General features: G+C 69.4%; 13 protein-coding genes. 6 read left to right on the top strand and 7 right to left on the bottom strand.

The genetic code is table 11. From position 1 onward, the window contains the following. Positions 1–59: 59 nt before the first annotated feature. Complete coding sequence (locus ACFYY8_RS02930) at positions 60–1,136, bottom strand: BMP family protein (RefSeq protein WP_390036519.1); 1,077 nt, start codon at positions 1,134–1,136, stop codon at positions 60–62. 370 nt (positions 1,137–1,506) lie between these two features. Then, entirely contained in the window at positions 1,507–2,742 is a 1,236-nt protein-coding gene (locus ACFYY8_RS02935; protein ID WP_390036521.1) for an amidohydrolase, read from the bottom strand. A 916-nt stretch (positions 2,743–3,658) separates the two neighbouring features. On the opposite strand from ACFYY8_RS02935, the gene ACFYY8_RS02940 reads away from it, so the two are divergent. Beyond that, positions 3,659–4,999, top strand: a complete 1,341-nt coding sequence (locus ACFYY8_RS02940; RefSeq protein WP_390036523.1) for a peptide ligase PGM1-related protein — start codon at positions 3,659–3,661, stop codon at positions 4,997–4,999. On the opposite strand, the gene ACFYY8_RS02945 is transcribed toward ACFYY8_RS02940, so the two are convergent. Continuing rightward, the gene (locus ACFYY8_RS02945; protein ID WP_362772813.1) at positions 4,973–5,176 is read right to left on the bottom strand and encodes an SCO4848 family membrane protein; all 204 of its coding nucleotides are present in this window, start codon (positions 5,174–5,176) and stop codon (positions 4,973–4,975) included. The genes ACFYY8_RS02940 and ACFYY8_RS02945 overlap by 27 nt on opposite strands. Positions 5,177–5,270: 94 nt before the next feature. Between ACFYY8_RS02945 and ACFYY8_RS02950 the strand changes: the two genes are divergently transcribed. The 4 genes from ACFYY8_RS02950 to ACFYY8_RS02965 all read left to right on the top strand — a co-directional run bounded on the left by ACFYY8_RS02950 (position 5,271) and on the right by ACFYY8_RS02965 (position 8,923). Further along, a complete protein-coding gene (locus ACFYY8_RS02950; protein WP_390036525.1) occupies positions 5,271–6,410 on the top strand; it encodes a D-alanyl-D-alanine carboxypeptidase family protein in 1,140 nt (379 codons plus the stop codon). Positions 6,411–6,497: 87 nt separating this feature from the next. Next, positions 6,498–7,742 carry a sensor histidine kinase gene (locus ACFYY8_RS02955; RefSeq protein WP_390036527.1) on the top strand — a complete coding sequence of 415 codons (1,245 nt, stop codon included), beginning with the start codon at positions 6,498–6,500 and terminating at the stop codon, positions 7,740–7,742. Beyond that, positions 7,733–8,374, top strand: a complete 642-nt coding sequence (locus ACFYY8_RS02960) for a response regulator (protein WP_390036529.1) — start codon at positions 7,733–7,735, stop codon at positions 8,372–8,374. Before ACFYY8_RS02955 ends, ACFYY8_RS02960 begins: the two co-directional genes overlap by 10 nt. A gap of 12 nt (positions 8,375–8,386) precedes the next feature. Next, positions 8,387–8,923: a hypothetical protein gene (locus tag ACFYY8_RS02965; RefSeq protein WP_390036531.1), complete on the top strand. Its 537-nt coding sequence runs from the start codon at positions 8,387–8,389 to the stop codon at positions 8,921–8,923. A gap of 4 nt (positions 8,924–8,927) precedes the next feature. Here ACFYY8_RS02965 and ACFYY8_RS02970 read toward each other — a convergent pair whose 3' ends face one another. The 3 genes from ACFYY8_RS02970 to ACFYY8_RS02980 all read right to left on the bottom strand — a co-directional run bounded on the left by ACFYY8_RS02970 (position 8,928) and on the right by ACFYY8_RS02980 (position 12,280). Further along, a complete protein-coding gene (locus ACFYY8_RS02970; protein ID WP_390036533.1) occupies positions 8,928–9,872 on the bottom strand; it encodes a YihY/virulence factor BrkB family protein in 945 nt (314 codons plus the stop codon). Between the two features lie 75 nt (positions 9,873–9,947). Beyond that, positions 9,948–10,952, bottom strand: a complete 1,005-nt coding sequence (trpS, locus tag ACFYY8_RS02975) for a tryptophan--tRNA ligase (protein ID WP_390036535.1) — start codon at positions 10,950–10,952, stop codon at positions 9,948–9,950. Between the two features lie 14 nt (positions 10,953–10,966). After that, the gene (locus tag ACFYY8_RS02980; RefSeq protein ID WP_390036537.1) at positions 10,967–12,280 is read right to left on the bottom strand and encodes a hemolysin family protein; all 1,314 of its coding nucleotides are present in this window, start codon (positions 12,278–12,280) and stop codon (positions 10,967–10,969) included. 122 nt (positions 12,281–12,402) lie between these two features. Here ACFYY8_RS02980 and galE point away from each other — a divergent pair, with 122 nt between their 5' ends. Next, positions 12,403–13,365 (top strand): UDP-glucose 4-epimerase GalE, encoded by a 963-nt coding sequence (gene galE / locus ACFYY8_RS02985; RefSeq protein WP_390036539.1) that lies wholly within the window; start codon positions 12,403–12,405, stop codon positions 13,363–13,365. Positions 13,366–13,593: 228 nt separating this feature from the next. On the opposite strand, the gene ACFYY8_RS02990 is transcribed toward galE, so the two are convergent. After that, the gene (locus ACFYY8_RS02990; protein ID WP_390036541.1) at positions 13,594–14,364 is read right to left on the bottom strand and encodes a hypothetical protein; all 771 of its coding nucleotides are present in this window, start codon (positions 14,362–14,364) and stop codon (positions 13,594–13,596) included. Positions 14,365–14,510: the final 146 nt, after the last annotated feature.

The raw sequence follows: 14,510 nt of genomic DNA on the forward strand, positions 1-14,510 counted from the left end.
CGCTGGACGTTACCCAAAGGGCCCGGGGAGGAATCCGCCGGGCCCTTCGAGGTCGTGGATCAGGAGGCCTTGTCGGGGACGACGATCTCGCCGGAGACGATCTTCTGCTTGAGCTCGTCGAGCTGGGCCTTGATGTCGTCGATCTGACCGCCGGTGGTCGAGTAGTCGACACCGCCCGCCTTGAGGTCGTAGACCGTGGTGCCCGGCTTCAGCGAGTTGGAGGTGAAGCCCTTGAGGAAGTCGAAGACGGCGACGTCGACCTTCTTGATCATGGAGGTCATGATCACGCCCTGCACCTCGGGCGCGGCGGTCTTCGCCTGGTCGGAGTCGACGCCGATGGCCAGCCCCTTGGCGGACTTGGCCGCCTCGAACACGCCACCGCCGGAACCGCCCGCGGCGTGGTAGACCACGTCGGCGCCCGCGTCGAACATGCCCTGCGCGGCGGTCTTACCCTTGGCCGGGTCGTTGAAGCCGGTGAAGTCCGGCGGCTGGGTGAGGTACTTGACGTCGATCTGGATGTCAGGCTTGATCTTCTTCGCCCCGGCGTAGAAACCGGCCTGGAACTTCTGGATCAGCGGCACCTGGACACCGCCGACGAAACCGATGTGCTCCTTCTTCGACTTCAGCGCCGCGGCGGCACCGACGAGGTAGGAGCCCTCCTGCTCGGCGAAGAGCAGGTTGGAGATGTTGGGACCGGTGGCCGCGGCGTCGTCGACGATCGCGAACTGCACGTTGGGGAACTCGGCGGCGACCTTCTTCAGCGAGGCCGAGTAGGCGAAACCGATGGCGATGACGGGGTTGTAACCGCCCTGGGCGAGCAGTCTGAGCCGCTCCTCCTTGGCCGCCTCGGTCTCGCCGTTGCCCGCTTCGAGCTCCTTGGTGTCGGCCAGGCTCAGCTCGGTCTTGGCCTTGTCGAGGCCCGCCGCCGCGGCGTCGTTGAAGGACTGGTCACCGCGACCGCCGATGTCGTACGCCAGGCCGACCTTCGGTCCCTTCTCCTGCGGAGCGCCACTCGCGCTGGCGTCGGGCTTGGCCGACGTCGTCGGCTCCTCGCTTCCCCCGCACGCGGCAGCCCCCATGAGCATGCCTCCCGCGACCACCGCCGCGGTCAGCCTGCCGAATCGGTTCCGAAGCAAGATGGACCCCCTTCGCGTTCAGTGCACGCGCGAGGAGACGCACGGCAACCCTGCACGGAAGATAGTTGGTTGACCAGGGTTGACCAAACCAGCACACCAGTCCGCAACAGGTCTGTTATGCAGCTCACGCCACCTCGTGACCCACAGGGACGGCCGATCCTACCGAACGGTAGCTTCGGGTGTCGTCACGGTAGCGTCACGGTAGGGCACCGTCTTCCATGCGGAGGCCCACGGGTGATCCGTCCGGGTTTCACCTGCTCCGGTCACCGGCGGCCACCCAGACGCCGGTGACCGGCGTCCGGGATGGCACTTCAGGCGACGTCACTTCAGGCGAAGGCACTCATGCGGCGGCGCTTCGGGCGACGACGCCTCAGGCGATGGCTCCCGCCACGTGCTCGCTCGCGCTGGGCCGCTGCCCCTCCCACAGGGCGGTCAGCGCCGTGGCCGCGAGGAAACGCACCCCGGCCGCGATGCAGGACTCGTCGACGTCGAAGGTGCCCTGGTGGATGTCACCCGGATGCGGCGTCCCCGGCGTACGGGTGCCCAGCCTGGCGAAGGCCCCGGGGATCGACTCGAGGTACCAGCCGAAGTCCTCGCCGCCCAGGCTCTGCTGCGTCGGCTCGGCCGAACCCTCGCCCAGCACGCCCCCCGCCGCCTCGGCCAGCATCTGCACGCTGACCTCGTCGTTGACGACCGGCGGCACGCCCCTGATGTAGTCCATCCGGGCCTCGACACCGTAGGCGCCCGCGACGGACTCCAGCAGGGCCTTGATCATGTCGGGGGCCGCGTGCCACGCCTGCTCGTCCAGGCAGCGCACGGTGCCCTCGGCCAGCCCCTCGTCGGGAATGGCGTTGGCCACAGAACCCGCCTCGACCCGGCCCCAGACCAGGCTCAGCGAGGAACGCGGGTCGATCCTGCGCGACAGCGCCGCGGGCAGCTCGGTCAGGATCTTGGCCAGGGCGAAGACCAGGTCGGCGGTCAGATGCGGCCTGGCCGTGTGCCCGCCGGGACCGCTGACCCTGATGAAGACCTTGTCGCAGGCGGAGGTGATCGGCCCCGTCTTCAACCCGACCTTGCCGACGTCGACCCGGGGGTCGCAGTGCAGGCCGAAGATGCGGTCCACACCGCTGATGCCACCCGCCGCCATGACCTCGAGCGCGCCGCCGGGAAGCTCCTCCGCGGGCTGGAAGATCAGCCGGACCCTGCCGGGCAGCAGACCCGCCTCGGCCTGCCTGGCCAGGAAGAGCGAGGTGCCGAGCAGAACCGTGGTGTGCACGTCGTGCCCACAGGCGTGGCACACCCCGGGAACCGTCGAACTGTAGGGAACGTCCTTCTCATCCGGCACGGGAAGCGCGTCGATGTCGGCCCGCAACGCGACGGTCGGCCCGTCGCCGCTGCCGACCTCACAGATCAGGCCGGTACCGCGCGGCAGCACCGAGGGCGTGAGACCCGCCGCGATCAGCCGGTCGGCGATGCGCTGGGTCGTCCGGTACTCGGCGAACGCCAGTTCGGGATGCATGTGCAGGTCACGCCGGAAACCGATCAGCTCCTGCCCGGTCTCGGCGAGGAACACGTCCAGTTCCCCCCGCAGATTATGCCCCCGCATTGGTCACCGTCCTATCCGCGCCTGCCAGCTCTGGGTCCCGACGCACCGTGCCACTGCCCTCAATCACGTGAAACATGGGGCAGTCGACAAAAACGATCACCGCACCGACAAGCCTGAGGGGGTGCCCAAAGCCGTTCCGGCGCGGACCGATGGACCGCCAGCACGAAAGCGGCAGGCCGGTCAGAGTCCACCGGCGTGTTGACGATGACTTCGACTTTATCTCCCCTCGGACACACCTCGCCGTCATCTCGGCCAAATGTTTTGCCGCCCCATGCTCTCCATTCACATCTCCTGACCCACTTGGACCAGGGATGATGGCCCGGATTGACTATGCCTCTTTGCTCCGCCTAGCGGCGTCGCGGGGGGCTTGGGCGCCCTGAGTCGGTGCTTTCCCTCGTCGCTCATCCGCTGCGCTCCTTCGCTCCTCAGTCCAAGCACCGACGCGCCCAAGCCAAACCCTTCACGCACGGCACCGGTAAGGCACAAGCAACCCCTCACGCCCGGCGACGGGAAATCCAAGATCAAGCGGAGGGCGGGAAAAGCCAAGATCAAACCCTGTGCGTGAGGGGGGCGGGGGCGAACCTCGTCGGCGTTCACGGGGCGAGGGACGCATCGGTGAGGGGGCCTCCCGGGGCGTCCCGGGGCGTTCTCGATCAGGGGCTTCCAGCCGTCGCGGGCGGTGATGTTTGGGCTGGGGAGTGGGGAGAGGGACCGCTCTGGGGGTAGTGGCAGGTTTGTGGGGGTTTGAAACGTCGAAGGGCTGCCAATTTCCGTGTCCTCAGGTACCAGTCATAGAACCCGACGGAGTGATGCAAAGGGGAGGAATGCATGTTTAACTCCGCCTATGATCACTTGCATCCCGTTCGGGGAGAAGCATTCCGGATTGAGCATCTTCGAACCGGACGAAGGGACCATAGTGATCGTCCCTTCTCTGTCGCTTCCCCAGGACGAACTCCGCAGGATCACGGGTGCCTACTGCTACGAGGAACGCATGTTGTTCTTCCTGCTCACACTCCGGCGCCCGGGTGTCGAGGTCGTCTACCTCTCCTCGGCACCGGTGGACGCCGCCACGGTTGACTACTACCTGAGCTTCCTTGACGATCCCGCTGAGGCTCGTTCGCGGTTACATATGATCAATTTGGGTGATACGGGAGCGACCCAACTCACCGAGTCCCTGTTGCGCCGCCCCGACCTGCTGGCGAGGATCCGCGCGGCCCTCGACCGTACGACCGACGCGTGGATGGTGCCTTTCATCGTCAGCGAGCACGAGGAGCGGCTCTCTGCGCTGTTGAACCTGCCCATCTACGGGCCCGCGAGCAGACTGGCCTCCTTCGGGTCGAAGAGCGGGGGCCGTACGCTCGCCGAGGCGGCCGGGGTGCCGGTGGCGCGGGGCTTCTCCGACCTGCGCTCACTGAGCGAGGTCGAGCACGCGGCCCGCGCGCTGAACCCCGCGGCCCGGCTGATGGTCAAGCTCAACAACAGCTACTCGGGGCTGGGCAACGCCGTCGTGACCAGGGGGGACGGGCCGCTCAGCGCGAGCCCGACGAGCTTCTCCGCCCCCGACGAGACGTGGGTGACGTTCGCCGAGAAGATCGCCGAGCGGGGCGCGGTGCTTGAGGAGTTCATCGAGGAGCGCCCGCTGCGCTCCCCGAGCGCCCTGGCCATGATCACCCCGGGCGGTTCCTGCCACGTGGTCGCCACGCACGAGCAGATCCTGGGCGGCCAGAACGGCGACGTCTACAAGGGCTGCGTCTTCCCCGCGGCGGCCGACTACCGCGCCGAGGTCCAGGAGTGCGCGGGCCGGGTCGCCAGGGCTCTCGCCGAACGCGGTGTGGTCGGGCTGTTCGGCGTCGACTTCTTCGCCATCAAGACCGACGCCGGGTACCGCGCGCTGCTGTGTGAGATCAACCTGCGGCTCGGCGGCACCACCCACCCGTTCGGGGCCGCCCTGCTGACCACCGGCGCCTCCCCCGGCGGGCAGACCGGGCTGGTGAGCGGGGAGCGCCCCAAGTACTACGTGGCCACGGACAACTGCGCCTCGGACGGCCTGCTCGGCCGTACGCCCGCGGACGTCGTCAAGTTCGTCAACGACAGCGGGCTCGGCTTCGACCGCGACAGCCGTACCGGGAACGTGTTGCACCTGCTCGGCGCGATCCACAGGTACGGCAAGCTCGGCTTCACCAGCATCGGGGACTCCCCGCAGGAGGCGGCCGACCTGCACGACAGGACCCTACGGGCGCTTTGCGAGTCCGCGTAGCCCGATCACCCCGAGGGCGATTCCCAGGAGGATGTTGACCCCGATCAGGACGCCGTGTACGACGTAGAAGGCCGTCGGGTGGCCGTCGGCGAGGTTGAACCCGAGGTTTATCCACTCGAAGATCATGAAAACCGCGACGGCGACCAAGAAACCGGCGATCTTTCGCGACATTTGCATGCGTTCAGTACTCCGTCGCACCATTGCGCCCCTGATCAGGGCGTCGTGTACATGATGCGAATCAGTACGAAGCTACCCTGTGATCACTATGGGGATGAGACACGTCGCGCCCGTCGGGGTGCTGCTGGCGGCGAACGCTCTGCTCGGGCTTCCCGCACACGCCGACAACGAGCCGGTCGGCGGCACCACGCACTCCGCCGGTAGCGCGCCTGTCGGCGGCGCCGCGCTCGGCACCCGGGGCGTCGTCGCCCCCGCCGGGGTGAAGGCACCGCCGAAGACCGCCGCGAAGTCCTACGTGGTCGCCGACGCGGAGACCGGGGAGGTGCTCGCCGCCAAGGACCCGCACGGACGTTATCTCCCGGCGAGCACGCTCAAGGCGCTGACGGCGCTCACCCTGATCCCCAAGCTCGACAAGAACACGAAGGTCAAGCCGAGCAGCCGCGCGGTGAACGAGGAGGGCAGCGCCGTCGGCCTGGTCTCCAAACCCCTGTACACCGTGGACGACCTCTTCAAGGCGCTGCTCCTGGTCTCGGGCAACGACTGCGCGATGGCGCTCGCCGAGACCAACGGCGGCCTCGCCAAGACCCTCAGGGAGATGAACGCCGAGGCCAGGCGCCTGCAGGCCTACGACACCGTGGCCAAGACGCCGAGCGGCCTCGACAAACCGGGGCAGAGCAGTTCGGCGTACGACCTGGCGCTGATCGCCCGCGCCGGGCTGGCCAACCGCGACTTCCAGCGCTACACCAGAACGAAGACCGGGAGGTTCCCCGCCCCCAAGGGCTACTACGAGATCGGCAACCACAACAAGCTGCTGTGGCGCTACAAGGGCATGATCGGCGTCAAGAACGGCTGGACGTCCAAGGCCCTGGGCAGCTTCGTCGGCGCGGCCAGGCGTGACGGCCACACGATCATCGTGACGATCATGCGGCATGACGGCTACTTCTGGAACGAGGTGGCCGACCTGCTCGACTGGGGGTTCGCCGCCAGGAGCAGGGTCACACCGGTCGGCACGCTCGTCGACCCGCTCCCCGAGGCCGCCCCGACGCCGACCGGCCAGGCCGTACCGAGGACACCCCAGGTGGCGCGCTCGACCGCCCCGAGGGCCGACGCCGCACCGGCCGGAAACAGCGGCGGCGTCTCCCCCGCCGTCTACGGGCTCGGCGCGGGTCTGCTCGGCGGCGGCGTCCTGCTGGTGTACGGCCTGCGCAGGCGCTCCCGGAGCAAGTCCTCCTGAGCCTCGCCGGGGTGGAGTTTTCCCCACCTTTTTCCGGGATACCTCGCCCATGTCACACGGGCACGGGCAGTCCATACCTTTGATGCCATGAACGAGGTGCTCACCCCCTGGGACCGGGTCCGGGCCCGGGCCCGCGCCCACTGGTCGGCACTCACCTGGCTGCGCACCGTCCACGTGGTGACGGGACTGCCGATCGCCCTGCTGTCCTCCGGCGTGGTCATCGGCCTGGTCGCGGCCTCGATCGTACTGGTGTGGACCGTGGTGGTCCCGATCGCGGCGCTGCTGCTGCTCGTCTGGGCCGTACCGCTGCTCACCCGCCTGCAACGGGCCCGTTTCCAGGCGTTCCTCGGTGTGGACATCCCCAGGACGCACCGCCGTCTCGGTACCCGCAACCCGCTGAAGCTTCTGGTACGCGCGGCCAGGGACGGCGGCACGTGGCGGCAGCTCGGCTACCACCTGCTGGCGCCGCTGATCGGCCTGGTCGGTTTCCTCGGGGTCGTCTGCGGCTGGGCCGCCTGCCTGGTCGCGCTGCCCACGACCGTCCAGATCTGGCGGGCGGGCGGTGAGTGGTACATGATGCCGCCCGTCGTGGCCGCGCTGGCGCTCTTCGTCACCGTGCCGTGGGTGGCACGCGGGATCACCGCCCTCGACCTGATCGCCGCCGAGGCGCTGCTCGGCCCGAGCAGGAGCGACCTGCTGGCCCAGCGGGTGGAGAGCCTGCGGGAGAGCCGCGCCGAGGTGGTCGACGCGGCGGACGCCGAACGCCGCCGTCTGGAAAGAGACCTGCACGACGGCGCGCAGCAGCGGCTGGTGTCGCTGGCGATGAACCTGGGCATAGCCCGCACCACCCTCACCGACCTGCCCGCCCCCGCCCGCGAGGTGATCGTCCAGGCGCACGAGGAGGCCAAGCAGGCGCTCAAGGAGCTGCGCGACCTGGTGCGCGGCCTGCATCCCGCGGTGCTCAACGACCAGGGGCTCGACGCGGCGCTCTCCGGTGTCGCCGCCCGCGCCCCGGTCCCGGTCAAGCTGCAGGTCGAGGTGGAGGAACGGGTCTCCCCCACCATCGAGGCGGTGGCCTTCTTCGTGGTCTCCGAGGCGCTCACCAACATCGCCAAGCACGCGCGGGCCTCCAGGGCGGAGGTCAGGGTGCTGCGCCGCGACCGGCTGTTGCACGTGAGCGTCCACGACGACGGCCGGGGCGGCGCCCGCCAGGACGGCGGCACCGGTCTGCGCGGCCTGGCCCAGCGGGTCGGCTCCGTGGACGGGAGACTGAGCATCCACAGCCCGGACGGCGGGCCCACGACCATCACGGTGGAGTTGCCATGCGAGTGATCCTGGCCGAGGACTCGGTGCTGCTCAGGGAGGGGCTCGTCCGCCTGCTCGCCGGTGTCGGCATCGAGGTCGTCGCGGCGGTCGCCGACGCCGCCGCGCTGCTGCGCGCGGTGGACGAGCACACCCCCGACCTCGTCGTCACCGACGTGCGCATGCCGCCCTCGCACACCGACGAGGGACTGCGCGCGGCGCTGGTGCTGCGCAGGCAGCATCCCGGGCTGCCGATCCTCGTGCTGTCGCAGTACGTCGAGGAGCGTTACGCCACCCAGCTGCTGTCCACCGCGACCAGCGGCGTCGGCTACCTGCTGAAGGACCGGGTCGCCGACGTCGCCGAGTTCGTGGACGCGCTGCGCCGGGTCGCCGAGGGCGGCACCGCGCTCGACCCCGAGGTGGTCGCCCAGCTCCTGCTGCGCGGGCGCAGTGACCCGCTGGACCGGCTGACCCGCAGGGAGTACGAGGTGCTCGCGCTGATCGCCGAGGGACGTTCGAATGCCGGGATCGCCGAGGCCCTCGTCATCTCCGAGAGCGCCGTCGGCAAGCACATCAACAACATCTTCACCAAGCTCGACCTCTCCGGTGCGGACAAGGACCACCGCCGGGTGCTCGCCGTACTGCGATTTCTGAAGATCTGAGGAAGGACAGGCATGCGAACCGGTGTCAGGGCCGCCTGGATCGTCGTCGGCGGGGCGCTCAGCGTCGCCCTCGTACTCGGGCTCGCCGTCACGACCTGGGGCCAGATCGAACTGCCCCGCGCCTACGACTTCGTCTACCCCGGCTCCTTCGGCTCCTCCCTCATCGAAAGCCGGGAGACCTCGGACGGCGAGAGCACGAAGGTCTACTCGCTGGCCGCCCCCTGGGTCATCGTGGACGTCACCGGCCCGGTCGGCGTCAGCGTCACCCCCGGTACGGCGGGCAGGCTCACGGTGCGGCAGAAGCTCACCTCGACCCAGGTCTCCCGCACGATGCGGGAGGTGTGGGAGAAGGGCAAGACGCTGCGGGTCGACCTCGACTGCCCCGGCTACGGCCCGCCGTGGGCGCCCTCCCCGCCCTGCCGGGCCGACTACACCCTCGCCGTCCCGCCGGGCGTCAAGGTCGTGGTCGTGACCCGTTCGGGGACCATACCGTGCCCGCTCACCTCGGAGCGGACGGTCTGCCGGTCCCCGGACGCGGAGGCGGGCTGAGCCCTCAGGCCGGCTCCCCGCCCAGCGCGCCCGCGTCGGGGATGGGGGTCGGGTCCGGCGGCGGGCCGAGCCTCGCGGTCTCCGTCCAGGCCGCCGCGTAGAGGATCACCCTGGCGGAGAGGTTCATCCAGACCAGCAGGCCGACCATCACCGCGAACACCCCGTAGATGGGGTTGTTGAGGGTCCGCGACAGGATCAGCGCGGCCAGCTGCTTCAGGAGGCCGAAGCCGACCGCGCCCAGCAGCGCGCCCCGCACGACCACCCCGAACGGCTGCCGCGACCGGCCCATCCAGCGCAGGACGATCACGAAGAGGACGGTGTCGGCGAGCAGGCCGACCGCCACGCCGAGCAGCCACAGCGACCAGCTCCCCGCGATCGAGGCGGACAGGCCCAGCTTCTCCGCGACGAACCCGCCCGCCTGGGTGGCGACCCCGCCGACCAGCACGGAGGCGATCATCGTGGCGCCTACCAGGATGAAGGCGGCCAGGTCCCTGAGCTTGGCCAGGAGGAAGTTGAGCGGGGGTTCGACGGTCATCGACATCTCGCGGAGCGCGCCGCGCAGCGCGTCGATCGCGCCGAGCCCCGCGTAGAGCAGACCGAGCAGGCCGATGACCCCGGCGCTGCCCCGGGAGTCGGCGATCTGCTTGATCGGCAGCTGGTCGGCCAGCCCGGGGAGGTACTGGTCGATGGCCTGCTGCAACGTCGCGATGGCGTCCGGCCGTACGGAGAGGAAGTAGCCGAAGACCGCGAAGGCCAGCGCGATGATCGGGAAGAACGACAGGAAGGCGAAGTAGGTCACCGCTCCGGCCAGCCGGTCGCCCGACTGGAGCTGGTAACGCTGCACGGTTCTGATCAGGTGGTCGAACCAGGGACGCTCGACCCGCTCCGAGGCGATCGCCGCCCTGCCCCGCTCACGGATCGCGACGATCCGCTCTCGCACGCTTGTCACGCGCGTCACCTACCCAAATACCGCCGGACCGTACGTATGACTCCACGTGGGACGTACGGCCCGGGGCGGGAGGCGTCAGACGGTGGGCAGGAACCCCACCCGGTCGCGGACCTTGGCCATGGTCTCCGCGGCGACCGCACGGGCCCGCGCGGCGCCGACGGCGAGCATCCGGTCGAGCTCGGCCTCGTCGGCGAGCAGCTTCTCGGTGCGCTCCCTGATCGGGGTGAAGGTGTCCACCACGGCCTCGGCGACGTCCTTCTTGAACGTGCCGTAGCCCTGCCCGGCGTAGCGGGCCTCAAGCTCGGGGATCGGCGTGCCGGTCAGGGCCGACTGGATGCGCAGCAGGTTGGTGACGCCGGGCTTGTTCTCGTCGTCGGCCAGGACCTCGGAACCGGTGTCGGTGACGGCGCGCATGACCTTCTTGCGCAGCGGCCCCGGCTGTTCGAGCAGGTCGAGGATGCCGCCGGGCGAGGAGGACGACTTGGACATCTTCGCCGTCGGGTCCTGCAGGTCGGTGATCTTCTCGACGTCCTTGACGATGTGCGGCTTGGGCAGCGTGAAGGTCTCGCCGAAGCGGTGGTTGAAGCGCTGGGCCAGGTCACGGGTGAGTTCGAGGTGCTGCTTCTGGTCGGCTCCGACCGGGACCTGGTCGGCCTGGTAGAGCAGGATGTCGGCCGCCTGCAGGATGGGGTAGGTGAACAGGCCGACGCTGGCCGAGCCCTCACCGTAGCGGGCGGACTTGTCCTTGAACTGGGTCATCCTGGCCGCCTCGCCCATGCCGGTGAGGCAGATCAGCACCCAGGCCAGCTCGGTGTGCTCACGGACGTGACTCTGCACGAAGACCGTCGAGCGCTCGGGGTCGAGACCCGCGGCGAACAGCTGGGCGGCGGCGATCCTGCTGCGCCTGCGCAGGCCCTCCGGCTGGTAGTCCACCGTGATCGCGTGCAGATCGACGACGCAGTAGAAAGCGTCGAACCCCTCCTGCATGGCGACGTACTGACGCACCGCGCCGAGGTAGTTGCCCAGGTGGAAGGAGTCTGCGGTGGGCTGGATTCCGGAGAGGACACGGGGACTGGCCATAGCTGGTAATTGTGTCAGCTGTCGGGAGTGTTCGGTGCGCCGGACGCGGGCGCCCGACGCTTTATCCGGATTCTTGACGCTCTGCGGCCGTCCATTCCGGTGACCGACAGCTCGAACCCGGGGATCTCGACCCGTTCTCCCGTCGAGGGCAGGTGTCCCAGGGCGGCCATGACGAACCCGGCGAGCGTCTCGTACGGCCCGTCGGGGAGCCTGATGCCGGTCTCCGCCTCGACCATGTCGAGGTTGGCCAGGCCGTCCAGCTCGACCTCCCCCGCGGGCAGCGCCACCCGCTTGTGCTGGACGTCGTGCTCGTCGCGGATGTCGCCGACCAGCTCCTCGACCAGGTCCTCAAGCGTGACGATGCCCGCCGTCCCGCCGTACTCGTCGATCACGATCGCCAGGTGGTGCCCCTCCCCGCGCATCTCCGACAGCGTGGTCAGGACCCGTTTGCTGGTGGGGACGAGCTTGACCGGGCGGATCGGCACCAGCTCGCTGATCGGCTCGATGGAACCGGTCAGCACCGGGTCGAGCAGGTCCCTGATGTGCACGAACCCCACGACGTCGTCGTAGGAGTCGCGGTAGACGGGAAAGCGGGAGTGCGGCATCGCCGCGGCCAGCACCGCGGCCTCGGCCAGCGGGGTGTCGGCCGCCATGAACTCCACCTCGGTGCGCGGCAGCATCACCTCGCGGAGCTGACGCTTGGCCGCGGCGAAGACCTCCGCGATCAGGTCGCGCTCGTCCTGGGTCAGCTCGTGGTGGCCGACGACCATGTCGCGCAGTTCCTCGGTCGTGATCTCCTCGCGGTCGGCCTCCGGGTCGCCGCCCAGCGTCCTGACCACGACGTCGGTCGAGGTGGACAGCGCCCAGATGAGCGGGCGCGACAGCGCGGCGACCCGGTCGAGGAAGGGCGCGACCAGCAGCGAGATGCCCTCGGCCCGCTGCCTGGCGATCCGCTTGGGCACCAGCTCGCCGAGCACCAGCGAGAAGTAGGAGATCGCCAGCGTCACCAACACCAGGGCCAGCGGGGCCGCGACCGCCGTGGGCACCCCCCAGCCGGCCACGACCGGCTGGAACTCCCTGGCGAGGGTGTCGGCGCCGAAGGCCGCCGAGAGCATGGTCGCCACGGTCACGCCGATCTGGACCGCGGACAGGAAGCGGTTCGGGTCGTGGGCGAGTTTGGCGGCCCTGGCGCCCCTGCGCCCCCGGGTCTCCAGCCTGCGCACCTGGCTCTCCCTGAGGGAGACCATCGCCATCTCCGCCGCCGCGAAGAAACCCCCGACCAGGATGAAGACCAGAACCAGGGCCGCATTCGCCAGGACGCTGTTCACGAGATTGTCTCCGTCATGGCCGCCGCCCGTTCCGACTGTGGCCGATATTTGAGGTGCAAGCATATGCTGGCACCGTCCTCACAAAAATAAACACGTATCAACATCATCAAACAGGAGGTCTTGTGAAGCTGCTGGTCACCGGTGGTGCCGGATATATCGGGAGCGTCGTGGCGGCGCAGCTCGTCGAGGCGGGTCACGAGGTCGTCGTGCTCGACGACCTCTCCACCGGTCACGCCGACGCGGTTCCCTCCGGCGCGCGGTTCGTCCAGGGGTCGATCACCGACGCCTCCGGCGTGCTGACCGGCGTGGACGGTGTCCTGCACTTCGCGGCCAAGTCCCTGGTCGGCGAGTCCGTCGAGAAGCCCGGTCTGTACTGGGGGCACAACCTCGGCGGCACCCTCGCCCTGCTCGACGCCATGCGGGCCGCCGGGGTCGGCCGGATCGTCTTCTCCTCCACCGCCGCGACGTACGGCGAGCCGGAGCGCTCCCCCATCCTGGAGACCGACCCGACCCGGCCGACCAACCCCTACGGCGCCTCCAAGCTCGCGGTCGACACGGCCCTGACCGCCTTCGCCGGCCTGTACGGCCTGGCCGCGGTGAGCCTGCGCTACTTCAACGTGGGCGGCGCCTACACCGCGCCGGACGGGCGAACCTACCGCGAACGGCACACCGTGGAGACCCACCTGATCCCTAACGTCCTCGCCGTCGCGCTCGGCGGGCGCGAGACGGTCAGCCTGTTCGGCACGGACTACCCCACGCCCGACGGGACATGCGTGCGTGACTACGTCCACGTCGCCGACCTGGCCAGGGCGCACCTGCTGGCGCTGAACGCCTGCTCCCCCGGCGAGCACAGGATCTACAACCTGGGCAGCGGCACCGGCTTCTCCGTGCGCGAGGTGCTGTCGGTCTGCCGCGAGGTCACCGGCCACCCGATCCCCGCCGTCGAACTCGACCGCAGACCAGGCGACCCGGCCGTACTCGTCGCCTCCTCCGAGAAGATCCAACGCGACCTCGGCTGGAAGCCCGAGCACCCGACCCTCAAGGAAATAGTCACCGACGCCTGGACCGCCCTACAGACCCCCTGACCACAACTCCTCTCCCCGCCACCACGCGTGAGGGGTTTGACCTTGTGCTTTCCCGGTGCCAAGTGTGAGGAGTATCGGTTTGGGCGCGTCGGTGTCTGGACTGAGGAGTGAGGGAGCGCAGCGGACGAACGACGAGGGAAGACACCGACCCGAAAGCGCCCAAACCCGCGACGCCGCCAGGCGGAGCAAAGGGACACAACCCGCGACGCCGCCAGGCGTCGCAAAGGGTCACAGCCTGATTCGCGCCATGTTGTTCGCCGGGCGGCGGTCTCCCACATGGGAGGAGTAGACCGTCGCCCTGGCCTTGGGGGCCGTCCTTCTGGCGCGGAAGGCGAGCCTGAGGTTGATCCGGCTGCCCGAGCCGACCGCGCCCAGCGCGCAGCCGACGTAGCCCGCGTACGCGTGGCAGCGCGCCCCCTCGGCCGACAGGAAGCGCGCCTTGACGGTGCGCAGGAAGACGGAGGCGTCCCTGACGGTTCTGGGGCCCCGGTTGTGGACCACGGCGTCCATCGTCACCAGGCGGCCCTGCCGGGTCTTGCGCGCCAGCCGTACGGCCAGGTCGGCGCCCTCGTCGACCTGGGTGGTGAGCCGGGCCGAGTTGTTCGTCTCGTCGGCGTCGATCACCTCGGAGGTGAGGGCGGCGGTGGCGGTCAGCGGGCCGTGCGCGCCGGTCCTGACGATGCCGCTGATGGTCACCCCGCCGTCGGTCCCGGCCAGGACGTCCTGCTGGGAGGGGCAGATCACCTCGCCGGTCGTCTTGCCCGGCACGCATTCGGCGACGTTGACGCTGAGGACGTCCACGCCGTGCGGAAGCCGTACGACGAGAAGGGGAAGCACCGCGTCCTCCGGGCCCGCGTTGTGCACCTCCACCCGGTAGGACAGTGGTTGCCCTGGTTGTGCCACTTCCGGTAGGGCGTGGATCCGCACCGAAAGGTCCGCTCCACCGGGTCTTGCTCCCCTGTTCTCCGCCTGAGCCGCCCCTGGCATTACAAAAGCCATAAAAAGGGCAAAACCTACAACTGCGGCGACAAAACGCCCCGCACCATACGCTGTGAACACCGATCCCCCGAACGTCAGTGGTCATTCAACGCGAGACACCCTCCCGGGGCATGCTGACACGCCGCCCGCCGACGCTCTGGAGACCT

This window comes from Streptosporangium sp. NPDC001559 (genome assembly GCF_042893955.1).
GTDB lineage: Bacteria > Actinomycetota > Actinomycetes > Streptosporangiales > Streptosporangiaceae > Streptosporangium.

Bases quoted from the DNA above. Each gene is read 5' to 3' on its own strand.
- ACFYY8_RS02935 (WP_390036521.1), bottom strand. From the start codon at position 2,742: ATGCGGGGGCATAATCTGCGGGGGGAACTGGACGTGTTCCTCGCCGAG.
- ACFYY8_RS02945 (WP_362772813.1), bottom strand. From the start codon at position 5,176: ATGCAAATGTCGCGAAAGATCGCCGGTTTCTTGGTCGCCGTCGCGGTT.
- ACFYY8_RS02950 (WP_390036525.1), top strand. From the start codon at position 5,271: ATGAGACACGTCGCGCCCGTCGGGGTGCTGCTGGCGGCGAACGCTCTG.
- ACFYY8_RS02955 (WP_390036527.1), top strand. From the start codon at position 6,498: ATGAACGAGGTGCTCACCCCCTGGGACCGGGTCCGGGCCCGGGCCCGC.
- ACFYY8_RS02960 (WP_390036529.1), top strand. From the start codon at position 7,733: ATGCGAGTGATCCTGGCCGAGGACTCGGTGCTGCTCAGGGAGGGGCTC.
- ACFYY8_RS02965 (WP_390036531.1), top strand. From the start codon at position 8,387: ATGCGAACCGGTGTCAGGGCCGCCTGGATCGTCGTCGGCGGGGCGCTC.
- trpS (WP_390036535.1), bottom strand. From the start codon at position 10,952: ATGGCCAGTCCCCGTGTCCTCTCCGGAATCCAGCCCACCGCAGACTCC.
- ACFYY8_RS02990 (WP_390036541.1), bottom strand. From the start codon at position 14,364: ATGGCTTTTGTAATGCCAGGGGCGGCTCAGGCGGAGAACAGGGGAGCA.